This window comes from Novosphingobium kaempferiae (assembly GCF_021227995.1).
Lineage (GTDB): Bacteria > Pseudomonadota > Alphaproteobacteria > Sphingomonadales > Sphingomonadaceae > Novosphingobium > Novosphingobium kaempferiae.
This window is the reverse complement of sequence record NZ_CP089301.1, coordinates 2682224-2704131: the sequence shown is the minus strand read 5'-3', so window position 1 is coordinate 2704131 and position 21908 is coordinate 2682224. Positions and strand designations below refer to the sequence as shown.

Below are 21908 nucleotides of genomic sequence, written 5' to 3'. Positions count from 1 at the left end.
CCTCCACCACCGACTTCGTCGGCGGTCCCCCTCCCCGAGACAAGCTCGGGGAGGAATGGGCTCACCCGTGGGCGCCGAACTCGTTCGCCAGCGCGGTGGTGATGCGCAGGGACAGGCCGTAGGACCGCGCGATGGGGTCGATGAAGTCCTTGTGGATCTGCGCATAGCCCGTCGCACTGGAGTCCGGGTAGTCGCTGGGCGCGTCCACCGCGAAGTCGCTGATCGAGGGGAAGTGCACCGGGAAGGCGCGGCGCAGCTGGGCGAGGCCGTCCTCGACACGCAGGGTGAAGAACATCTCCAGCACGTCGTCGCGGCTGATGTCGTTGGCGCGGCTGAACGACGGGGTCATCACCGCGCGCAGGAACATGTGCTGGAACAGCGCGATGCGCAGCGCCTGCAGCACGCCGAGCGAACGGCGGGTATGCTCGCGGTCCTTCAGCGGAGCCTCGTCGGGGATGAGGTCGAGCAGGCGGTGCAGCTTGAGCGCATCGACACGCAGGCGCGAGGCGAGGCGGCGATAGACGCCCGTGCGGTCGTCCTTGGTGAGGTATTCCGCCAGCTTGAGGCAGGCATCGGCGATATTCTCCTCGCCGCCGCGATAGGGGCGGCTTGCCCAGTAGGCCGAGTTGAACAACTCGCCATAGGCAGAGACGGTCTTGATCGAGGCGAGCGCGTTGGCAGCGCGGGCAAGGCGCACGATCTGCCGGCCACGCGCGGATTCGCGCAGGAGCCCGGCGATTTCCTCCCGGTTGCCGTCCGCCGCGGTGCCGATGCCCGCGATCACGTTCACCGGGTAGCCCAGCTGCTGCAGGATCGCGTTGTGCGGGATCGCACGGATCTGGCGCAGGCTCATCGTCCGGTCGGAGGCGAGGTCCGACTGGCGGCGCGACTTGCGGCTGCCGGTGTCGTTAAGCAGGCCGAGCCCGAACGCGGTGATCGCGCGGCTGTAGGTCGAGCTTTCGAGATGCTGGTGCTGGACCGAACGGATCGCGCGGTAGAAGTCGAGGCTGAGGTCGGTGCGGCGATAGAACAGGTCGGTCGGCACGTTGACGTCGGCGTCCCACAGCGGGCGCTCGGCCATGCGGGTGAGCGTCGCCAGCGCCAGTTCGTCGGAGCCGAACCAGAGGTAGCCGTCGCCGCCCTGGAAGCTGACTTCGGGTTCCAGCCGGATGCCCGCCCGCAGGAAGCGGCGGCGCGCCCAGGGGGACATCTGCCAGTCGAAGCGGTCGTCGATGCTGGACGGATGGCAGCCGCGACCCATCGATTCGCCGCCGGTGTTGAAGATCAGCGCGCAGACGTCCGACAGGCCGTTGGCGGCCATGGCTTCGGAGAGGCGACCCTGAAGGCGCTCGATGGCGAGGGCAGCAGGCACCTGGCCGACGAAGCGGCCCGCGTCCGAGAAGCCGGTCTGGATCGAGACGCGGCCACGGCGGCGGGCGTAATCGCGGTAGGCAGGCTCTGCCAGCACCGCATCGAGGAAGCGGCCGCCGTGTTCCAGCGCCGATTCCGTCTCGAACAGGGGCGAGACGTCGACCTTGTCGTCGATCCCGAACATGCGCGCGAAGTAAAGCGCGGCGAGCACGGTGGTCGGCTCCTCGCACTCGGCGACAAGCATGCGGATCGGCGAATCGGCGTCGATGTGGCCGAGGATCTGCGCCATCGCGAGGAACTGGCGCACGGCGGTGCTGTTCTCGATCGCCAGCGCCGCGAAGTTGGACTTGAGGGGCTTAACCTCCGCCAGCAGCTCGCGCATGCGGACGAGCGCGGCCTGGCTGGCGAGGCCGAGCTTGCCGTCCGGGTCGATGCGGCGGCGGATCGCGTTCTGCAGCTGCGAGGCGTTCACGCGGAAGTGGATCCAGCCCATGCCGAGGCCGTCCGCGCGCATGGCGGCGGCGGTGACGAGGAGGGCGCGGGCCTGCTCCTGGTCGGCGTGGCGGGCCTCTTCCTCAAGCCGGGTGATGATGGGTTCAAGGCTGATGAGTTTGTCGGCGTGTTCGGCGGTCAGGCCGTTGGCGGCGGCGGACAGGGCCTCGGGATCGGTGAGATCCTGCTTGAAGGCGGCCACGGCCTCCATGGTGTGGGCGTGGGCGCGCGAGAGCTGCGCGGCGATCTCCGGCGCGACGGTTTCAAGCGCTTCGGCGTAACCGGCAAGGCGCTGGGCCTTTTCCTCGAGCCGGTAGCGGATCGAGGTGGACCACGAGATGTCCGTGCGGCCATCCATGTCGTAGCCGACCCAGTGGGCGAAGCGCACCGGCATCGGGTTCAGGCCCTTCCAGCGCTTGGGCCAGCGGGCGGCGGCAAGGTCGAACAGGCGGGCGTTGATGCGGTCGCGCGCCTTCTGGCCGCGCGCCATGGCGGCCATCGCGGCGTCATGCTCGGAATCGAGCGTGATGGTGTCGCGCGCGGGCGAGGCGGCGCAGACCGAGGCTTCGCTGAAATCGCCGTTGGAGGCGGAGACGGTCACGGCCTCGGTCTGGGCGGCGGTCAGCAGGAAGGTCGGGTGGGCGGTGAAGACGACATGCGCCGCCGGACGCTGCCAGCGCACGGCGAAGGCGGTGAAGTCGTCATCCTCGGCGGTCTTCGACGCGAGTTCGTCGAGCGCCGCGTCGTTGGCGTCGAGCGGCATCGTGCCGAGAATACGGTCGAGCCGGGCAGCACGGGCGCGCAGCCCCTCGCACTCCATCTCGGCGACGAGCGCCTCGATGTCGTCGAGGGACATTCCGCCGTTCTCCAGTTCCCGCGAGAGTTCCAGGCCAAGCTGGAACACCGGGTTGAAGAGCGGCGTGATCGCGGTGAGCTTGTGAAGCTCCTGCAGGCGGGCGTCGAGCTGGTCGACGGTGCGCAGCCCCTGCTGCTCCGGCGCGGCCATCAGCGGGCGAGCCCCGCAGCGGCGCGGGCTTCCGCCTCGATCTTGGCGACGTCAGGCTTGCCCTTGGGCACCATCCAACTGCCGCCGACGCAGATCACCGCGTCAAGCGTGAGCCATTCCGGCGCGTTCTGCGGGGTGACGCCGCCGGTCGGGCAGAACTTCGCCGCCGCGAGCGGGGCGGAGATCGCCTTGAGCGCAGGCGGGCCGCCCGCGGCCATGGCCGGGAAGAACTTCAGGCGGTCGAACCCGCATTCCAGCGCGAACATCACGTCACTGGCGTTGGCAGTGCCCGGCAGGAACGGGATCTTCGACTTGTAGGCGGCTTCGGCCAGCATCGGCGTGAGGCCGGGGGAGACGATGAACTCGGCGCCCGCGTCGATCGAGCGCTTGAGGTCGTCGGGCGTCAGCACCGTGCCCGCACCGACGACGGCGCCGGGAACCTGCTTCATCACCTTGATCGCCTCGATCGCGCATTCGGTGCGCAGGGTGACTTCCAGAGCGGGCAGGCCGCCCGCCACCAGAGCCTCGGCGATGGGCAGGGCATGCTCGATATCCTCGATGACCAGCACGGGGATCACCGGGGCGAGGCGCATGACCTTTTCGACGGCTTCGGATGCAGTAGTCATTACTGGAGGTGCTCCCTTGCGAATGCGGCCGCCGCGCCGAACAGGCCGGGCTGCGGGTGAGTGATGAGCTTGACGGGCAGGCTGGCCATGAGGCCGGCGAAGCGGCCCTTGGCGCGGAAACGCTCGGCAAAGCCGGAGGTCTTGATGGTTTCGCGGATGCGGTAGCCGAGGCCGCCCGCGATCACGACGCCGCTTGCGCCCTGCGCCAGCGCGCAGTCGCCCGCCGCCGCGCCGAGGGCGAGGCAGAAGCGGTCAACGGCGGCGACGGCAAGGCTGTCCTCGCCATTGGCGGCGGCGGTCCAGATCTCGACGTCGGTGAGTTCGTAGATGGCCTTGTGCTCCATCGCCGCGAGCGTCGCATAGATATCGACGATCCCGGGCCCGGAGACAATGCGCTCCACCGATACGCGCGTGTGCCGCTTGCGCAGGCGGGCAAGGATCGCGTCCTCAATGAGGTCGAGCGGGGCGTAGTCGGTATGGCCGCCCTCGGTCGCCTGCACATGGTAGCCGCCCTTGCCGTCGCGATAGAGGTGCGCGACGCCAAGGCCGGTGCCCGGTCCGAGGACGCTAAGCGTGCCCGAGGGCGGCAGCGGCTCGTCCGGGCCGGTGAGGTGGAGGAAGTCGGCGTCATCGGCGCAGGCGACTGCGTAGCCGACGGCGGCGAAGTCGTTGATGATGGTCTGGCGCGTGGGGCCGAGCATCTCCTCGATCTTCGCGGGGCGCAGGATCCAGGGGTTGTTTGTGAACTTGATGACCTCGTTCCCCACCGGGCCCGCCACCGACATGGCGACGGCATCGGGCAGGGTGCCGCCGTTCATGTCGCGGAACGCCTGCCACGCCAGCTGGAAGCTGCCGTGATCCTTGGTGTGGAGCGTCGCCGGTTCGCCCAGCGTGATCTTTCCGTCATCGCCGATGGTGGCGATGGCGAAGCGGGCGTGCGTGCCGCCGATGTCGACGGCTACGATCTGCGTACTCACAGGCCCGCGACCTCCAGCATCGAGGAACCGCCGTGCTCGGCGCTCGACGCATTGACGCGGAACATCGCGAAGAGTTCGCGGCCCATGCCGAAGGCGGGCGGCGGGGGCGCGGCGGGCTCGCGGCCGGAGAGGTCGGCGGTGGTCGAGATCGTGCCGTCCTCGGCCGAGAGGCGCACGATGTCGCCGTCGCGCAGGTATGCGAGGGGGCCGTTGCCGAGAGCCTCGGGCGTGACGTGGATCGCGGCGGGCACCTTGCCCGATGCGCCCGACATGCGCCCGTCCGTCACCAGCGCAACCTTGAAGCCGCGATCCTGCAGCACGCCCAGCGGCGGGGTCAGCTTGTGGAGTTCGGGCATGCCGTTGGCGCGCGGGCCCTGGAAGCGGACGACGACGACGACATCGCGGTCCAGTTCGCCGGCCTTGAAGGCCTTGATGACGCCTTCCTGGTCGTCGAACACGCGGGCCGGAGCCTCGATCGTCCAGCGTTCGGCATCGACGGCGCTGGTCTTGAAGGTGCCGCGACCGAGGTTGCCCTGCACCAGACGCATGCCGCCATCGGGCAGGAACGGGTTGGAGACCGGGCGCAGCATCGTGTCGTCGCCGCTGACGGCAGGGGCCGGGGTCCAGCCGAGTTCGCCGTCGACCAGCACCGGCTCGTCCGCATAGGCGTCCATGCCGCCTTCGGCCACGGTCAGGATGTCGCGGTGGGCGAGGCCGCCGTCGAGCAGTTCGCGGATCACCCAGGCCATGCCGCCCGCCGCGTGGAAGTGGTTCACGTCGCCCGAGCCGTTCGGATAGGCGCGGGTGATGAGCGGGACTACGGACGAGAGTTCGTCGAAGTCCTGCCAGTCGATCTGGATGCCAGCCGCGCGCGCCATGGCGGGCAGGTGGATAGCGTGGTTGGTCGAGCCGCCGGTCGCCAGCAGGCCCGCGATGGCGTTCACGATCGCCTTCTCGTCCACCATCTTCGCCATCGGGCGATAGTCCTCGCCCTTGCGGGTGATCGCGGCGAGGCGGTGAGTGGCGGCGCGGGTCAGCGCCTGACGCAGCGGCGTGTTGGGCGGGATGAAGGCGGCGTTGGGCACATGCAGGCCCATCATCTCCATCATCATCTGGTTGGAGTTGGCGGTGCCATAGAAGGTGCAGGTGCCGGGCGAGTGGTAGCTTGCGCTCTCGCTCGCCAGCAGTTCCTCGCGGCCGACCTTGCCTTCGGCGTAGAGCTGGCGGACCTTCTGCTTCTCCTTGTTGGAGATGCCGGTGGGCATCGGGCCGGAGGGGACGAAGACGGCGGGCAGGTGGCCGAAGCGCAGCGCGCCGATGACGAGGCCGGGGACGATCTTGTCGCAGATGCCCAGCAGCGCCATGCCGTCAAACATCGCGTGGGACAGGGCGACGCCGGTGGACAGCGCGATGACATCGCGGCTGAACAGCGACAGTTCCATGCCGTCGAAGCCCTGCGTCACGCCGTCGCACATGGCGGGCACGCCGCCCGCGACCTGCGCCGTCGCGCCGACTTCACGCGCGTAGAGCTTCATCTGCTCCGGGTAGCGGCCATAGGGCTGATGCGCCGACAGCATGTCGTTGTAGGCGGTGACGATGCCGAGGTTGATCGCCTTGTTGCCCGCGATAGTCGCCTTGTCCTCGCCCGAGGCGGCGAAGCCGTGCGCGAGGTTGGAACACGACAGGAAGCTGCGGTCGGAATGCTTGTCCGTCTCACGCGCGATCATGTCGAGATAGCGCGCGCGGCTGTCCTTCGACCGCTCGATGATACGGTCGGTGACGCGCGCGACCACCGGGTGGAGGTTGGTCATGGTCTACTCCTGGTCTTTCGCGACATCCGGCTCTTCCCGCCCCGCTATTGGCGCGGGAAGGTAACCGGTGTCAATCGCTATATTCGGCCCTGCGTGGACGTTACCACGCATCTCTTGGAACGCGGCACGAGGATCACTCGTGCCCCGTTACTCGTGCCAGGTGACTCCATCGCGTTCGGCAAGGGCGATCGCGGCGGACGGCCCCCAGCTTCCTGCGGTGTAAGTCCTGGGCTCCTGTTCCTGTTCCTCCCAGACGGCACGGATCGCATCGATCCATTCCCACTGGGCTTCCACCTCGTCGCGGCGGACGAACAGGGTCTGGTCGCCTTCGATGAGGTCGAGCAGCAGGCGTTCGTAGGCGATGCGGCGCTGGCGGTCGGCGAAGGCGTCGGGCGTCAGGATCGCCAGCGGCACCGAGCGCAGGCCGTAGCCGTCGCGGTCCAGCCCCGGCACCTTGGCCATCAGCGAGAGGGTGATGTTCTCTTCCGGCTGGATGCCGATGACGAGGCGGTTGGGCACCGTCTTCGCCCCGCGGCCGTGGAAGATCGAGTGCGGCACGTCGCGGAACTGCACGACGATCTCGGTCGTGCGCTTGGGCATGCGCTTGCCGGTGCGCATGTAGAAGGGCACGCCCTGCCAGCGCCAGTTGTCGATGTGGGCCTTGATGGCGACGAACGTCTCGGTGTTGGAATCCTTGCCGAGTTCGTCGTCATAGCCGGGCACCGCCTTGCCGCCGATCGCGCCCGCGCGGTACTGGCCGGTAACGGTTTCCTCCGGCTTCACCTTGCGCAGCGAGTGGAGAACCTTGACCTTCTCGTTGCGGATCGAGGTGGCATTGTACGAAACCGGCGGCTCCATCGCGACGAGGGCGAGGAGCTGGAGCATGTGGTTCTGCACCATGTCGCGCAGCGCGCCGCTGTCGTCGTAGTAGGCGACGCGGGATTCGAGGCCCACCGTCTCGGCCACGGTGATCTGGACGTGATCGATGTGCGCGGCGTTCCACAGCGGCTCGAACATCAGGTTGGCGAAGCGGAGCGCCAGCAGGTTCTGGACCGTTTCCTTGCCGAGGTAATGGTCGATCCGGTAGATTCGGTCCTCGGGGAAGGCATGCGCCACGGCGTCGTTGATGACCTTGCTCGATTCAAGGTCGATGCCGAGCGGCTTTTCGAGGCCGATGCGCACGTTCTCGCAGGCGAGCCCGCTCTTTTCGAGGCCATGGATGGTCGGCTCGAACAGGCTGGGCGCGGTCGACAGGAAGATCGACAGGCCCTGCTTCGGGGTGCCCACCTTCTGCGCGAGCGCGTGGAAGCTGTCGATGTCGTTGGCGTCGAGCGGCTGGTAGCTCAGCCGGTTGAGGAACTGCGCCATGCCGCCGCGCCGCTGCGCGGGGAGGAACTGTTCGAGCGCTTCCCTGGCGAAGTTGCGGAAGCCCTGATCGTCGAGATCGGACCGGGCGGTGCCGATGATCTCGATGTTCGGACCCAGCAGGCCTTCCGCGTCGAGCGCGCAAAGCGAGGGGAGGAGCATTCTGCGCGAAAGATCGCCCGTGGCGCCGAAGAGGAGCAGGCGATCGGAAGTGAATTGCGTCACGGTACCCTTTCCACCGGACGACCGCGCTCCTCCTCGCAGCCGTTGATGATTGTTCTCAAGGCTGCATGGCCTGCGTCCACTTGTAGGCGGACCGCCATGCGGGTGCGCCATAACAAAGGCGGGCGCGGAGCGCTAGGGCGCGAAGGGCGTACAAGCACGTTTTCCAAACCCCTCGCGCTGCGGACAGACACGGAAATGTCATTTCCGGCGTTGGTGAATACGAATGTTGCAACAATAGTGTCTTGGAACCATGTCACCCGGCGACGGCAGGCCACCGGGGGGAGGCCCGCGACGCGCAGCTATGACAGGAGCATTACAGGCATGACCATCGAGGGCGTTCACCTCCTCGAACATCTCCAGACCCCGGCGATGATGATCGCGCGGGGGCAGGTTCGCTTCGCCAACAGCGCGGCGAAGGCGCTGCTGGGTGCGCATATCGTCGGGCAGGACGTGCGTATCGCCATCCGTGAGCCGCGCGCCGTCGCTGCGATTCTCAGCGACGAGGGCGGCTCGGCGCGGGTGAAGGGGCTCTCCACCGGAGGCTCGGTGTGGGAGGTCGACTGCAAGGTTGTCGGCCCGAACGAGCGGCTCGTCAGTCTCTACGACTTGTCGGAACGGGTCAGCGTGGCGAAGTCGCACGCCGATTTCGTCGCCAATGCCAGCCACGAACTGCGCACGCCGCTCGCCAACGTGATCGGCTACTGCGAAACACTGCTGAACCCCAAGGCGGGCGGGGACGAGGCGCTGCGCAACCGCTTCCTCGGCACCATCCGGCACGAGGCGCAGCGGATGCAGGCACTGATTTCCGACCTCATGTCGCTCTCGCGGATCGAGGCGGTGAAGCACGAGGCGCCTTCGGACAGCCTCGACGTGGTGTTGCTGGCGCATGAGGTCGCGGGCGAATTTCGCGGCACCATGGAGGTGCAGGTTCGCGCCAACCGCGACGAGGCGGTGATCGCCGGTGATCGCGGTCAGCTCTCGCAGGTGCTGCGCAACCTCATCGACAATGCCCGCAAGTACGCGAAGCCCGAAGGCCCGGTGGAAGTCTCGGTCGAGGCGGCGGCCACCGGCTGGGTCCTCGTCACCGTCCGTGACGAAGGCGACGGCATCCCGCCCGAGCACCTCCCGCGCGTGACCGAACGGTTCTATCGCGCCGACACCAGCCGCAGCCGCGCGGTGGGTGGCACCGGGCTCGGCCTCTCGATCGTCAAGCACATCGTCGAGCGCCATCGCGGCCGCTTCGACATCGAGAGCCGACAGGGCGTCGGCACGACGGCCTCGCTGATGCTGCCCCTGCGCACGGAGTAAACACGGCGACGCCATGACGCGTCATCAAAGTGTCATTCGACAGACATATTGGCGTCGTCGAAATGACACGAATCGTCCACCGCGCCATGATGAAGTCTGCCTCGATGCGCAGACTCGCGATCTCCACCGTGGCGATTGCCACGGCTTTGGGATGGGCCGCTCCCGGCTTCGCCCAGTCGTCGGCGGCAGTGACGCAGGAAGACCTCGCGGCGATGCGCGCGCAGATGGAAGCGATGGCCCGGCGCATCACCTCGCTGGAATCGCAACTGGCGGCGGCGAAGGCTGCCGCGCCCGCGACTCAGGTGGCAACGACGAGGCCTGCTCCGGCTCCGGCACAGGCTGGCGCTGCGGCGCCGACGGTGGCGGTTGCACAGGCTCCTGCGGCATCGGCTCCGGACAAGTCGCTTCCCGCACAGGTCGCCAAGGCGGCGAGCGGCATCAAGATCCGCGGCTACACCCAGTTGCGCTTCAATGAGATCATCTCAGGCGACAAAGACGCGCCCTCAGGTCGCTCCAGGTTGCGTTCAGTACACGATGGCAGCATCGGTCCGGACAGCAATTTCTTCATCCGTCGCCTGCGCCTCGTCTTCCAGGGCGAGCTTGGCCACGGCGTTTCCTTCTACCTCCAGCCCGACTTCGCGGCGGCGGTGAACAACCAGTCCTCGGGCGAACGGCGCGACAACTACGTCCAACTGCGTGACGCCTACGTCGATGTCGCGCTGGACAAGGCGCACCGCCTGAAGCTGCGCGCGGGCCAGCAGAAAGTCCCGTTCGGCTGGGAAAACCTGCAGTCTTCCAGCAACCGCATCCCGCTCGACCGCTCGGACGCGATGAACAGCGCGGTCCCCAGCGAGCGCGATCTCGGCCTCACCGCCTACTACACGCCCGCCCATGTCGAGGAGATCTGGGACGAACTGGAGAACGAAGGGCAGAAGCTCTTCGGCAATTATGGTGCGTTCGGCGTCGGCGTCTACAACGGGCAGGGCATCAACCGCCCCGAGCGCAACGAAAGCGTGATGAGCGTCGCCATGGCGACCTGGCCCTTCCGCCTCGACGGGATCGGCCTCGACGGTCAGGTTCTCGAACTGGGCGGCGCGGTCATGCACAACAAGGTGCGCCCGGAAGTGCGCGCAGGCGGCGTGACGGAGGAGAATTTCGAGGAGCACCGCGTCGGCCTCCACGCCGTCCTTTATCCCCGTCCCTTCGGTATTCAGGCCGAGTGGAACTTCGGCAAGACCCCGGAATTCGACACGGCATCGCAGTCCATCGAGCTCAAGAAAGCTTCCGGCGGCTATGTCATGGCCATGTACCGCATTCCGCACGTAGGCGAGGGGGCGCTGATCCCTTACGCCCGCTGGGAACGGTACAAGGGCGGCTGGAAGGCTGCGGTCAACTCGCCGCGCCTCGACACCAACGATATCGAGCTGGGTGTCGAGTGGACTCCGTTCAAGCCGATCGAACTGACGCTCGCCTACGCGCGCATGAAGCGCCGCGAAGCGGACGAGCGCCGCACCGGGCAGGCGAAGGGCGATGTGCTCCGCGCCCAGATCCAATGGAATTATTGAGAGTTTTCGCAGCTTTCTGACGACATTGGCCAGTCAGTCACGTATTTGACGCAAAAGTGTCATCGAAGGCCAATAGGGGCAACCCAAGATAACGCCCAAGGGGGTTTCCATGCGTTCGACCAAGACCATCATCATTGCTGCCGCCTCCGCGCTCGCGCTCAGCGCCTGCGGCGGCTCTGGCGGCTCCTCCGCAGGCTCGCGCGATTTCGTGCGCGGTGTGGGTTCCTCCACCGTCTATCCTTTCGCCACCGCAGTCGCGGAAAGCTACGCTAAGGTGAGCGGCAGCAAGTCGCCGGTGATCGAATCGACCGGCACGGGCGCGGGCATGAAGCTGTTCTGCGCCGGCGTCGGCGCGCAGCACCCTGACATCGAGAACGCCTCGCGCCGGATCAAGAAGTCCGAGTTCGAGGAATGCCAGAAGAACGGCGTCAAGGAGATCGTCGAGATCCAGGTCGGCATCGACGGCATCGCCTTCGCCGAATCGAAGAGCGGCCCCGGCTTCAAGCTGACCCCGCTGGACGTCTACAAGGCGCTCGCCGCCAACCCGTTCGGCAAGCCCAACACCGCCAAGACCTGGAAGGACGTCAACCCGTCGCTCCCGGCCGAGCCGATCCTCGTCTACGGTCCGCCGTCGACCTCGGGCACCCGCGACGCGCTCAAGGAACTGATCCTCGAGGCCGGTTGCAAGACCGACGCCGCGACCGCCGCGCTCAAGGACAGCGACAAGAACAAGTACGAGGCGACCTGCCACGACATCCGCGAGGATGGTCCCTACGTGGACGCGGGTGAGAACGACAACCTGATCGTCCAGAAGATCTCGCAGAATTCCAAGGCCATCGGCATCTTCGGCTACTCGTTCCTCGAAGAGAACCCGGACAGTCTGAAGGGCATCCCGATGTCGGACGTCGTGCCGACTTACGCGACGATCTCGGACTATTCGTACCCCGGCGCGCGCCCGCTCTACATCTACGTGAAGAAGCAGCACCTCGGCCCGATCAAGAGCCTGCAGGGCTACGTCGCCGAGTGGGTGAAGGCGTGGGGCGCCGACGGCCTGCTCCAGAAGAAGGGCATGGTCATCGCGCCCGAGGATGTGCGCAAGAAGAGCGCCGACATCGTCGCCAAGATGACCCCGCTCGACCCGGCCGAGCTGAAGTAAGCAAAGCCTGGTGCTTCACACCACTTCGTCATTGCGAGGCCGCAGGCCGAAGCAATCCAGCGCGGTCGATGCCGCCGCTGGATTGCCGCGCGGCTTCGCCGCTCGCAATGACGATGCAGGGGTGCAGCGCCTCGGCATGAACAAGGGGCCGATGGGCCAGTCATGATACTTACCGGAGTTCTCCTGGCCGTCATCGGCCTCGGCCTCGTCGGCTGGTTCGCCGCGCGCGGCCGGGCCCGACTGCTGTACAAGGGCCGGGGCTCGATGCATTCGATGCCCGGCTATCACGGCTGGCACGTCGCGCTGTGGATCCTCGTCCCGGCGCTGCTCGCCTGGGGCGTGTGGCAGGCGATCATGCCGGGCCTCGTCGAAGGCGCCGTCTTCGCGAGCCCCGCCGCGGCCTCGCTGCCGACCGACCCGTTCCAGCTCGGTGCGATCCTTGCCGAAGCGCACACCATCGCTTCCGACCCCAACGCCGTGGCCTTCAACCCGGAGGCGCAGGCGCTGGTCGAGCCGATCCGGCAGGGACAGGTCAAGTTCGGCCTGATCGGCGCGGTGATCGTGCTGATCGTCGCCTTCGCGGGCGGGGCCTTTGGTTTTACCCGCGTCCGTCCCGACTTCCGCGCCCGCACTCATGTCGAGCGCGCGGTGCTCGGCGTCCTGCTCGCCGCGTCGCTGCTGGCGATCCTGACGACCTTCGGCATCGTCGCCTCGCTGGTGTTCGAAGCGGGCATGTTCTTCAAGGACGTCTCGCCGATCGCCTTCCTCACCGGCACCCACTGGTCGCCGGCGAGCACGGCGGGGGAGAACATCTCCGACAACTTCGGCGCGGTGCCGCTGTTCTGGGGCACGATCTACATCGGTGCGATCATCGCCATGGTCGTCGCCATCCCGCTCGGCCTGATGAGTGCGATCTACCTGACGCAGTACGCCACGCGCGACGTGCGCAAGTGGGTGAAGCCGCTGCTGGAGATCCTCGCGGGCATTCCGACCGTGGTCTACGGCTACTTCGCCGCGCTGACGGTCGCCCCGCTGATCCGCGATTTCGCCGCCTCCATCGGCATGACCAACCCCTCGACCGAGAGCGCGCTTGCCGCCGGCCTCGTCATGGGCGTGATGATCATCCCGTTCGTCTCCTCCATGGCCGACGACGCGCTTGCCGCCGTGCCGCGCGCGATGAGCGACGGTTCGCTGGCGCTGGGCGCAACCCGGTCGGAGACGATCAAGAAGGTGCTGCTCCCCGCCGCGCTTCCCGGCATCGTCGCGGGCGTGATGCTGGCGATCAGCCGCGCCATCGGCGAGACGATGATCGTGGTCATGGCTGCGGGCGCTGCCGCCAACCTTTCGGCGAACCCCTTCGCCTCGATGACGACCGTCACCTACCAGATCGTCCAGATGCTGACCGGCGACCAGGAGTTCAACAGCCCCAAGACGCTGTCGGCCTTCGCGCTCGGTCTGGTGCTCTTCGTCGTCACCCTCATCCTCAACATCGTCGCCCTGCGCGTCGTGAAGCGGTTCCGCGAAGCATATGAGTAAGTCCGACTGGAATTCGCCCGAAGCGGCGAAGCGCCTCGCAAGGCGTCACGCTGCCGAGAAGCGCTTCAAGCTGATCGGTCTGGGCGCCATCGTGCTCAGCCTTTCGTTTCTCGCGCTGCTGCTCGTCATCATGCTCAAGAACGGGCTCGGCGGTCTCGACTGGGATTTCCTGAGCGGTTCGGACTCGACCGACGCCAGCGCCGCGGGCGTGTGGGGCGCGGCCAAGGGCTCGCTGCTGACGATGCTCGTCACGCTGCTGCTCAGCTTCCCGATGGGCGTGCTCGCCGCGATCTACCTTGAGGAGTTCGCTCCGAAGAAGCGCTGGATCGAATGGGTCGAAGTCTCGATCAACAACCTGGCGGCGGTGCCCTCGATCATCTTCGGCCTGCTGGGCCTGGCGGTGTTCATCAACACGCTGGGCATGCCGCGTTCGTCGCCGCTGGTCGGCGGCCTGACGCTGGCGCTGATGACGATGCCGGTCATCGTCATCTCGGGCCGCAACGCGATCAAGGCGGTTCCGCCCTCGATCCGCGAGGCTGCCTACGGCATCGGCGCGAGCAAGGTGCAGACGACGTTCCACCACGTCCTGCCGCTTGCCCTGCCGGGCATTCTGACCGGCACCATCATCGGCATGGCCCGCGCGCTGGGTGAAACCGCGCCGCTGCTGATGATCGGCATGCGCGCCTTCGTCGTCACCCCGCCCGACAGTCTGACTGCCCCGTCGAGCGTGCTGCCAATGCAGATCTTCCTGTGGTCTGACGAGATCGACAAGGCCTTCGTCCAGAACACTTCCGCCGCCATCATCGTGCTGCTGGTCTTCCTGCTCGCCATGAACGGCATCGCCATTTACCTTCGAAACAAATTCGAAGTCCGCTGGTAGAACCATGACCGAAGCCAAGATCACAGCCCGCAACGTCGACGTCTTCTACGGACCGAAGAAGGCGATCAACGACGTCTCGATTGACATCGACAACGGGATCGTCACCGCCTTCATCGGCCCGTCGGGCTGCGGCAAGTCGACGTTCCTGCGCACTCTCAACCGCATGAACGACACGATCGCCGGAGCGCGCGTGGACGGTCAGATCCTGCTCGACGGAGAGGACATCTACGCCTCGACCATGGACTCGGTCGCCCTGCGCGCCCGCGTCGGCATGGTGTTCCAGAAGCCTAACCCGTTCCCCAAGTCGATCTACGAGAACATCGCCTACGGCCCGCGCATTCACGGGCTGGCGAACTCCAAGTCGGACATGGACGGCATCGTCGAACGGGCGCTGACCAAGGCGGGCCTGTGGGAAGAGGTGAAGGACCGCCTCTCCGACGCCGGAACCGCGCTTTCGGGCGGCCAGCAGCAGCGCCTGTGCATCGCCCGCGCCATCGCCGTCAGCCCCGAGGTCATCCTGATGGACGAGCCGTGCTCCGCGCTCGACCCGATCGCCACCGCGCGCATCGAGGAACTGATCGACGAACTGAAGGAAAGCTTCGCGATCGTCATCGTCACGCACTCGATGCAGCAGGCCGCGCGCGTGTCGCAGCGCACGGCGTTCTTCCACCTCGGCAGCCTGGTGGAATACGGCGAGACCGACCAGATCTTCACCAATCCGCGCGAAACGCGCACCAAGGACTACATCACCGGTCGCTACGGCTGAACCGGGGAGAGACAGGGAAAACGACATGGTCGATCATACCGTCAAGGCATTTGACTCCGAGATCGGGCAGCTTCGCGGCCTCGTCGCCGAAATGGGCGGCCTCGCCGAAGTCGCCATCCGCGATGCCATCACCGCGCTCGTCCATCATGACGAGGAACTGGCAGCGCAGGTCGTCGCCGCCGATGCCCGCCTCGATGCGCTGGAGGCCGAGGTGGACCGCCTCGCCGTGCGCACCATCGCGCTGCGTGCGCCGATGGCCGACGATCTTCGCGACGTCATCGCTGCGCTCAAGATCTCGGGCGTGATCGAGCGCATCGGCGACTACGCCAAGAACATCGCCAAGCGCGTCAATGCGCTCGAAGGCCGCACCAAGATCGATCCGGTCACGCTGGTGCCCGCGATGGCCGACATCGCCGAGAGCATGGTGCGCGATGTCCTCAACGCTTACGGCTCGCGCGATGCGCAGCTGGCGGTCGAGGTGATCCGCCGCGACCAGAAGCTGGACCAGTTCTACAACACGCTGTTCCGCTCGCTGCTGACGCACATGATGGAGAACCCCGCGACGATCACCAGCGCCGCGCAGCTTCTCTTCATCGCTCGCAACCTGGAGCGCATCGGCGATCATTCCACCAACGTGGCGGAGATGGTCTATTACGCGGCGACCGGCGAATACTGCACGGAGCGCGACTCGCTGACCGATGACACGTCCTCGGGGATGCTGTCGTGAGCGCCTCGATCCTCGTCGTCGAGGACGACGTCGCGCTCAGCGAACTGCTGACCTGGAACCTCTCCGCCGAAGGCTACGACGTGCGTTCCACGCCCGATGGCGAGGAAGCCCTCGTCATGGTGCGCGAGCAGACGCCCGACGCCATCGTCCTCGACTGGATGATCGAGCAGGTGCCCGGCATCGAGGTCTGCCGCCAACTGCGCAAGGACAAGGAGACCGCCTCGGTCCCCATCATCATGCTCACCGCGCGCGGCGAGGAAGAGGACATGATCCGCGGCCTCAAGACGGGCGCGGACGACTATGTCACCAAGCCGTTCTCCCCGCGTGAACTGATGGCCCGGATCGAGGCGCTGCTGCGCCGCGCGCGCCCGTCGCTGGCGGGCAACGTGCTGTCGTGGGGCGACATCGAACTCGACGCCACCAGCCACCGCGTCCGCCGCTCGGGTGAGGCGCTGCACCTCGGCCCGACCGAGTTCCGCCTGCTGCGCTACTTCATGGAACGCCCGAACAGGGTCGTCTCGCGCCAGCAGATCCTCGACGGCGTCTGGGGCATGGACTCGGACATCGACGAGCGCACGGTGGACGTCCACATCCGTCGCCTGCGCAAGGCGATCAACCGCGATGGGGACACCGATCCCATCCGCACCGTCCGCGCGGCGGGCTACGCGATGGACGTGGCGTAACCGCTCATCATCCCGATCGATAAGTGAAGGGGCCGTCGCAAGACGGCCCCTTCGTCGTTTCAGCCCGGCCACCCGGCGGTCTGTGCCAGCAGCCACAGGCCGATGACCAGGAACAGCAGCGCCGCGATCGTGCGCACGACACCCAGCGGCACGCGCTTGATGAGCTCGTTGCCGAGGAACACGGCCGGGACGTTGGCGATCATCATGCCGATGGTCGTGCCCATCATCACCGGCACGACGCTCTGGAAGCGGGCGCCGAGCGCGATGGTGGCAAGCTGGGTCTTGTCGCCCATCTCGACGATGAAGAAGGCGAGGGCGGTGGCCACGAACGGCCCGAAACGGCTCGGCTTGGCCTCTTCGTCCTCGTCGAACTTGTCGGGGATCAGCGTCCAGCCCGCCATCAGGATGAAGCTTGCGGCGACCAGATAGCGGAACCAGCGCCCGTCGAGGAAGGCCGCCGCCTGCTCGCCCACCAGCGCCGCGAGGAAGTGATTGGCGAGCGTCGCCACGAAAATGCCCGCGACGATCGGCCAGGGGCGCTTGAAGCGCGTGGCGAGGACGATGGCGAGAAGCTGCGTCTTGTCGCCGATCTCGGCAAGCGCGACGACCGCGGTGGAGGTGAGCAGGGCTTCCACTTGAATACTCCGGGGCCGGGCGGACACGAAACGCAACGACGCATACGCAGCCCGCCCGGCCAGAGCCGAACCGCGATGCGTCATTGGTCTCGCCCGGGCGGTTTCCCGTCCTCCTGCGCGCCATGGCCTCTCGACCAAGTGTGTTGACGGCAGATCCCGCTGGGTGCGGGCGGCTACTCCCCAGATGACTGAGGCGTCCATACGGCGCAGGCGCGTGCTTGGGAAGCAAAAAAAGGCCCGGTACGAGACCGGGCCTTCGAGGTTGCCGTCCGGAGGGCAGGAGCCTCCCGGTGAGAAACGGTCAGAACGTCAGTGAGGCCGAGAGCGAGAACACGCGGCCGAGATTGTAGGTGTTGAAGTCGACCCGACCATCCTCGAACGTCTGGTATTCCAGATGCTTCCGTGCGGTGAGGTTGCGGCCTTCGGCCTTGAGTTCGATCTGCTTGCCGGCGATCTCGAAGCCCTGGCGCAGCACGACGTCGACACGCAGGCCGGGGTATTCGATGATGTCGGGCTGGCGGATCGTGCCGACAAGGCCACGGCTGACCGAGCGCTTGCTGGAGTAGCTCAGAAGGACGGTCTGCTGCGACAGCTTCTCGGTGTCTTCCATGCCGATCTGCAGGTTCGCGATGTGCTCCGACTGGCCGGTCAACGGCGCGCCGTTGCGGAAGTAATCCGCCGCGAACTGCGTGGTGCTGGCGCCGTAGATGTCGGTGGTGTCCTCGGCACCGACCTTCAGCTTCGACTTGGTGTAGGTGTAGTTGCCGATCAGGACGAGGCGGCGGTTCTCGAAGAACGAACCGCCCATCTTGTCGAGATAGACGTACTTCTGTACTTCCAGCTCACCGCCGTAGAGGTCTGCGGCAGGCGCATTGGCGTAAGTCGTGATGAAGCTCTCGGACCCGGCCAGGATCGATTCGATCGGGTTCTTGATGTGCTTGTAGAACCCGCCGAGCGAGACCTTCTCGTCACGCGCGAAATACCACTCGAAGCGGGCTTCGGCGTTGGTGAGCTGGCTGTCCTTGAGGAACGGGTTGCCGCGATAGGTGCGGTTGCTGTCCGGGTCGAAGAAGTTCTGGTAGACCAGCTCGCGGAACTGCGGGCGGGCGATCGTCTTCGATCCGTTCACGCGGACCTGCATGCTCGGCTCGATCTCGTAGGTGAGCGTGACCGCAGGCAGGAAGTACTCGTTCTTCAGGCCGGTGGTGGGGGTCGCCTCCGCACCGACCGGGCGCAGCACGGTCGTTTCGTTGGCGTATTCCCAGCGCACGCCTGCGTCGATCGACAACTTGTCGGTGATCTGGCCATCGACCTTGCCGTAGTAGGCGTGGTTGAGCAGCCGCGCATCGAACAGGCCGACGTTGGCGGTCAGGTCGCGCAGTTCGAGGTTGTAGTTGGTGCCCGCCACATCATTGAGGAACCAGGTGCCCGGCTGGAGCAGCACGTCGAGGCGCAGCAGGCCGAGCGACTGGATCAGATTCTGGTCGCCACTCGCGTAGACGCCGAACTGACGGTTCGAGTTGGTGCGGCGGTTGAGCTGGTAGGCGTAACCAACCGTACCGCGCCAGCCGTCGAAGAACTGGTGCGAGACGTCAAGACCGGCCGACCATACGTCTTCGCTCAGGCGCGAGAAGCTGATGGTGGTCGGGTCGACCGCACCAGTGCCCATGGTGTTGACGAAGTTGCGGCCGAAAACCGTATCCTCGTTGGTGCGGATATATTCTGCGTCGATTTCGAAGGGCGCGAGACGCTTCGAGTTCGCGAAGCCCATGCGCACGTCGATCGTCGTCTTGTCGTCGGGCTTGAACTCGCCCGTCAGCTGGGTGTCGAGCAGGGCGCGTTCGTACCAGGCCGTCTTCTGCGTGATGTAATCGACCGCCGGGTTACTTTCCTGATGGCCGTTGCGCAGACGGGTGAACTTGCTGGTGTCATGGATGTAGACATTGGTCCAGCGGACCGAGTTCTCGCCCCATTCCAGGCCGAGGCCCAGCATCGCATTGGCGACGATGCGGTTATCGGTGCTGACGGTGCGATAGTCTTCCCACAGGTTGTCGGGATTGGCGCTGAGGCCCTGCGTCAGCTGCTGGATAGCGTCGCGCGTCTGGGTCTTGTTGGAATAGCCGAACGCCGCGATCACGCCCAGCGTAGCTTCGCCCATCTCGAGGCGGGTGCCTGCCGACAGATCGACCGAGAAATTCGGCTGCATCTTGTCGACGCGCTGAACGACCGAGTTGCGACCGCGGAATAGCGTGCTGCCGATCGCCATGGCCTGATCGCTGCCGGAGCCCATCACCGTGTTGCTCTTGAGGTAGGCCCTGAGCTCGGTGGGCAACGAGCGGTTGCCGTTGTCGTAGCCGGTCCAGTCGTGCTTGCCGCCGTAGTACGTATAGCCGAGCTGGTTGGTCGACTCGGTGTCCCAACCGCCGCCGCCGCCGATGGTGAGGAAGCTTTCCTCGGGGATCGACTTGGTGGTGAGGTTGATGACGCCGCCGCCGAATTCACCGGGGAAGTTCGTCGAATAGCTCTTCTGCACCAGCGACGAGGCGATGATGCTGGTCGGGAAAAGGTCGAGCGGAACCACGCGCTTGAGCGGCTCGGGGCTGGGCAGCGGCGAGCCGTTGAGCAGCGCGAGCGAGTAGCGGTCACCAAGGCCACGGACGTAGACGTAGCCGTTGCCGACGACCGAAAGTCCGGTGACGCGCCCGAGCGCGCCGGCGATGTCGCCTTCGCCGGTACGGGCGATCTGCTCGGTCGAGAGGACCGAGACGACTTGCGGCGCTACGCGTTCAACGTTGCGGTTGCGCTGGCCGGTGACGATGATGGCGCCGCCGGGGATCGAGACGTCGGGCGCCTCTTCCTCGGCCTGGGCGTCGGCTTCGGCTTCGGCGACGGTCTGGGAAGGTACGGCGCCTACGTTGCCGGAGGCGGGAGCGGAAGTGCTGTCCTGCGCCCACGCCGCCGTCGGCGCGAGCATCGCAGTGGAGAGCAGCAGCGAGACGAGCCGCGGCTTGATCATGGTATGTCCCCCTGGAACATGTATCGGATGCGAACAGGGGGGCGGCCAGCTTGGACCGCCCCCCTGTCGTTACTTCACGGGCGGCCGGATCAGGTCGTGGGCAGCGCCGTGCAGGCGCTGTTCGATCCGAGGTTTGCGTTGGTCGTGTCGCAGGTCCAGCCGCGGAACCAGTTGTCGGTCGAATTCTGCACCGCGCCGATCCAGGTCGTGCTGGTGAAGAAGCTCGAGATGTTGGTCTGGCCCGAAGCGTTAAGGCTGGCGTAGTTCGTGAACGCAGCAACGGCGTTCTCACCCGCACCATTGACGAAGGTGCTCGTCAGCGTCGAGGTGAAGGCCGAGTTGTTGTTGTTCGCGCCGGTGCCGAAAGCCGTCGCGGCCGTGGCATCGGTGTAGGTGCCGGTGCCGAGGACCGGTGCGGTGCCACCGCAGGTCATGACGACCGAGCGGGCAACGAGCGAAGCCGGAGCCGAGCCGTTGGCGGTGGTGCCGTTCAGGCGGAGACACTCGTTGGTCGGGCTCGCGACCACACCGTTGAGCAGGGTCACGTCGGCGTTGCCGCGGAACAGAGCCGAGGCCTGGTTTCCGCTGTTGCCCGAACCGATGGCGGTCTGGATGGCGGTGAAGTTGCCGACCGTGATCTTGGTGCGCGGGGTGTCGGCTTCGTTGCCGTTGCTGTCGAATTCGAAGAACGAGTCGCCGGCGCTCGGCTTCTGGATGATCAGGGCGTACTGGACGTTCGCCTGAACACCGGTGTCGAGGTCGAGGCTGTCGTCATCGGCGTTGATCGCGACGTAGTGCTTCATGTTGAGCGCACCGCCGAAGAACTCCGAACCGTCGTCCGAGCTGTTGACCGACTGGATGAAGTCGAGCTGAGTGCCGGTGCCGATGCCGCCGCCAGTGAGCGACTGCAGTTCGTTGCCCGGAGCAAGCGAGTAGCCCGAGTAACGGATCTGCACGTACTTCATGCTGCCGGCGTTGTAGGCGTTGTCACGACCGCCGAAGTTCGCGGGGTCGGCAGCGCCTTCCGTCACGCGCTCGCAGTTGTCGGCAGCGACCGAGCCGAGGCCGGTCGAGCAGTCGGTGGTGCGACCGCGGCCTAGCAGCACGACGCCGCCCCACTGGCCCATCGAGTCGTTGTTGTTGGCGCCACGCACGTTCTGGAGGCTGGTGAAGATGATCGGGCGCGCGGCGGTGCCCTCGGCGATCAGCTTGTTGCCGCGGTTCACGGCCAGCCACGATGCGGCATTGGTGCTGTCGCCATAGACGATCACGCCCGGCTCGATGGTCAACGTCACGTTGGTGTCAGCGGTGAGCGAGCGACCGCCGCAGGCGACGGTGGTGGTGCTGCGCGGCGCAGCCGAAGTCGGGGCCGCGAAGCCACCATCACAGCCGACGTCGACGCGGCCGTTGAGGCGATAGATCACGCCGGTCTGCTTGGGCAGGGTCGAGGTGACGTTGACCAGCGCGGGCAGGGTGCAGACGCGCCAGGTGCCTTCGGGGCCCGAGATGATGCCGTCGTTGGTGAGAGCAAGACCGCCGGTGGCTGCCGCGCCCGGGCATTCCGTTGCCGCCACGACCAGGCCAGTGCTGGGGGTAGGCGTCGGAGCAGGGGTCGGTGCGGGGGTCGGGTTGGTGATGTTGATCGAGTCGGAGCCCGGCGAGGAGATGTCGTCGGCGCCGCAACCGGCAAGTGCGAATGCGCTGCAGCCCACGAGCAGCAGACCAGAAAATTTCTTCACGATGAATCCCCCGTGTTCAGGTCG

The 21908-nt window shown here is 66.5% G+C and carries 16 protein-coding genes and 1 pseudogene; 9 read left to right on the top strand and 8 right to left on the bottom strand.

The window, feature by feature from the left end; translation table 11 throughout:
* Window positions 1–61: 61 nt before the first annotated feature.
* From LO787_RS12215 to zwf, 5 genes are all read right to left on the bottom strand, one after another.
* Window positions 62–2869, bottom strand: coding sequence for a phosphoenolpyruvate carboxylase (locus tag LO787_RS12215; protein ID WP_232496101.1), 2808 nt, complete (start codon window positions 2867–2869; stop codon window positions 62–64).
* Window positions 2869–3495: a bifunctional 4-hydroxy-2-oxoglutarate aldolase/2-dehydro-3-deoxy-phosphogluconate aldolase gene (eda, locus tag LO787_RS12210; RefSeq protein ID WP_232496100.1), complete on the bottom strand. Its 627-nt coding sequence runs from the start codon at window positions 3493–3495 to the stop codon at window positions 2869–2871. Before eda ends, LO787_RS12215 begins: the two co-directional genes overlap by 1 nt.
* The gene (gene glk / locus LO787_RS12205; protein ID WP_232496099.1) at window positions 3495–4472 is read right to left on the bottom strand and encodes a glucokinase; all 978 of its coding nucleotides are present in this window, start codon (window positions 4470–4472) and stop codon (window positions 3495–3497) included. Before glk ends, eda begins: the two co-directional genes overlap by 1 nt.
* On the bottom strand, window positions 4469–6283 hold the full coding sequence (gene edd, locus LO787_RS12200; RefSeq protein WP_232496098.1) for a phosphogluconate dehydratase: 1815 nt from the start codon (window positions 6281–6283) through the stop codon (window positions 4469–4471). The genes glk and edd overlap by 4 nt, the downstream gene beginning before the upstream one ends.
* Before the next feature lie 147 nt (window positions 6284–6430).
* Window positions 6431–7873, bottom strand: coding sequence for a glucose-6-phosphate dehydrogenase (gene zwf, locus LO787_RS12195; protein ID WP_232496097.1), 1443 nt, complete (start codon window positions 7871–7873; stop codon window positions 6431–6433).
* 321 nt (window positions 7874–8194) lie between these two features.
* Between zwf and LO787_RS12190 the strand changes: the two genes are divergently transcribed.
* The 9 genes and pseudogenes from LO787_RS12190 (at window position 8195) to phoB (ending at window position 16494) form a co-directional block, all read left to right on the top strand.
* Entirely contained in the window at window positions 8195–9181 is a 987-nt protein-coding gene (locus tag LO787_RS12190) for a sensor histidine kinase (RefSeq protein WP_232496096.1), read from the top strand.
* A 62-nt stretch (window positions 9182–9243) separates the two neighbouring features.
* On the top strand, window positions 9244–10746 hold the full coding sequence (locus tag LO787_RS12185) for a porin (RefSeq protein WP_232496095.1): 1503 nt from the start codon (window positions 9244–9246) through the stop codon (window positions 10744–10746).
* A 109-nt stretch (window positions 10747–10855) separates the two neighbouring features.
* Complete coding sequence (locus tag LO787_RS12180; RefSeq protein ID WP_232496094.1) at window positions 10856–11902, top strand: substrate-binding domain-containing protein; 1047 nt, start codon at window positions 10856–10858, stop codon at window positions 11900–11902.
* 162 nt (window positions 11903–12064) lie between these two features.
* A complete protein-coding gene (gene pstC / locus LO787_RS12175) occupies window positions 12065–13438 on the top strand; it encodes a phosphate ABC transporter permease subunit PstC (RefSeq protein WP_232496093.1) in 1374 nt (457 codons plus the stop codon).
* Window positions 13431–13535 (top strand): annotated as a pseudogene (locus LO787_RS26330) (phosphate ABC transporter permease PstA); the annotation flags it as partial. The gene pstC and the pseudogene LO787_RS26330, both read left to right, overlap by 8 nt.
* A complete protein-coding gene (gene pstA / locus LO787_RS12170) occupies window positions 13530–14318 on the top strand; it encodes a phosphate ABC transporter permease PstA (protein WP_476739349.1) in 789 nt (262 codons plus the stop codon). The pseudogene LO787_RS26330 and the gene pstA, both read left to right, overlap by 6 nt.
* A gap of 4 nt (window positions 14319–14322) precedes the next feature.
* Complete coding sequence (gene pstB / locus LO787_RS12165; RefSeq protein ID WP_232496091.1) at window positions 14323–15084, top strand: phosphate ABC transporter ATP-binding protein PstB; 762 nt, start codon at window positions 14323–14325, stop codon at window positions 15082–15084.
* A 25-nt stretch (window positions 15085–15109) separates the two neighbouring features.
* Complete coding sequence (phoU, locus tag LO787_RS12160; RefSeq protein WP_232496090.1) at window positions 15110–15811, top strand: phosphate signaling complex protein PhoU; 702 nt, start codon at window positions 15110–15112, stop codon at window positions 15809–15811.
* Entirely contained in the window at window positions 15808–16494 is a 687-nt protein-coding gene (gene phoB / locus LO787_RS12155; RefSeq protein WP_232496089.1) for a phosphate regulon transcriptional regulator PhoB, read from the top strand. The genes phoU and phoB overlap by 4 nt, the downstream gene beginning before the upstream one ends.
* 59 nt (window positions 16495–16553) lie before the next feature.
* Here the strand turns inward: phoB and LO787_RS12150 are convergent, their stop codons facing one another.
* The 3 genes from LO787_RS12150 to LO787_RS12140 all read right to left on the bottom strand — a co-directional run bounded on the left by LO787_RS12150 (window position 16554) and on the right by LO787_RS12140 (window position 21884).
* Window positions 16554–17129, bottom strand: a complete 576-nt coding sequence (locus LO787_RS12150; protein WP_232496088.1) for a TMEM165/GDT1 family protein — start codon at window positions 17127–17129, stop codon at window positions 16554–16556.
* Between the two features lie 301 nt (window positions 17130–17430).
* A complete protein-coding gene (locus LO787_RS12145) occupies window positions 17431–20145 on the bottom strand; it encodes a TonB-dependent receptor domain-containing protein (RefSeq protein ID WP_232496087.1) in 2715 nt (904 codons plus the stop codon).
* Window positions 20146–20234: 89 nt separating this feature from the next.
* Window positions 20235–21884, bottom strand: coding sequence for a hypothetical protein (locus LO787_RS12140; RefSeq protein WP_232496086.1), 1650 nt, complete (start codon window positions 21882–21884; stop codon window positions 20235–20237).
* Window positions 21885–21908 lie beyond the last annotated feature (24 nt).

What these genes read in the sequence shown, in the direction of transcription:
- LO787_RS12215 (WP_232496101.1), bottom strand. Translation starts at nt 2,869, where the DNA reads ATGGCCGCGCCGGAGCAGCAGGGGCTGCGCACCGTCGACCAGCTCGAC.
- eda (WP_232496100.1), bottom strand. Translation starts at nt 3,495, where the DNA reads ATGACTACTGCATCCGAAGCCGTCGAAAAGGTCATGCGCCTCGCCCCG.
- edd (WP_232496098.1), bottom strand. Translation starts at nt 6,283, where the DNA reads ATGACCAACCTCCACCCGGTGGTCGCGCGCGTCACCGACCGTATCATC.
- LO787_RS12190 (WP_232496096.1), top strand. Translation starts at nt 8,195, where the DNA reads ATGACCATCGAGGGCGTTCACCTCCTCGAACATCTCCAGACCCCGGCG.
- LO787_RS12185 (WP_232496095.1), top strand. Translation starts at nt 9,244, where the DNA reads ATGACACGAATCGTCCACCGCGCCATGATGAAGTCTGCCTCGATGCGC.
- LO787_RS12180 (WP_232496094.1), top strand. Translation starts at nt 10,856, where the DNA reads ATGCGTTCGACCAAGACCATCATCATTGCTGCCGCCTCCGCGCTCGCG.
- pstC (WP_232496093.1), top strand. Translation starts at nt 12,065, where the DNA reads ATGATACTTACCGGAGTTCTCCTGGCCGTCATCGGCCTCGGCCTCGTC.
- pstB (WP_232496091.1), top strand. Translation starts at nt 14,323, where the DNA reads ATGACCGAAGCCAAGATCACAGCCCGCAACGTCGACGTCTTCTACGGA.
- phoU (WP_232496090.1), top strand. Translation starts at nt 15,110, where the DNA reads ATGGTCGATCATACCGTCAAGGCATTTGACTCCGAGATCGGGCAGCTT.
- LO787_RS12145 (WP_232496087.1), bottom strand. Translation starts at nt 20,145, where the DNA reads ATGATCAAGCCGCGGCTCGTCTCGCTGCTGCTCTCCACTGCGATGCTC.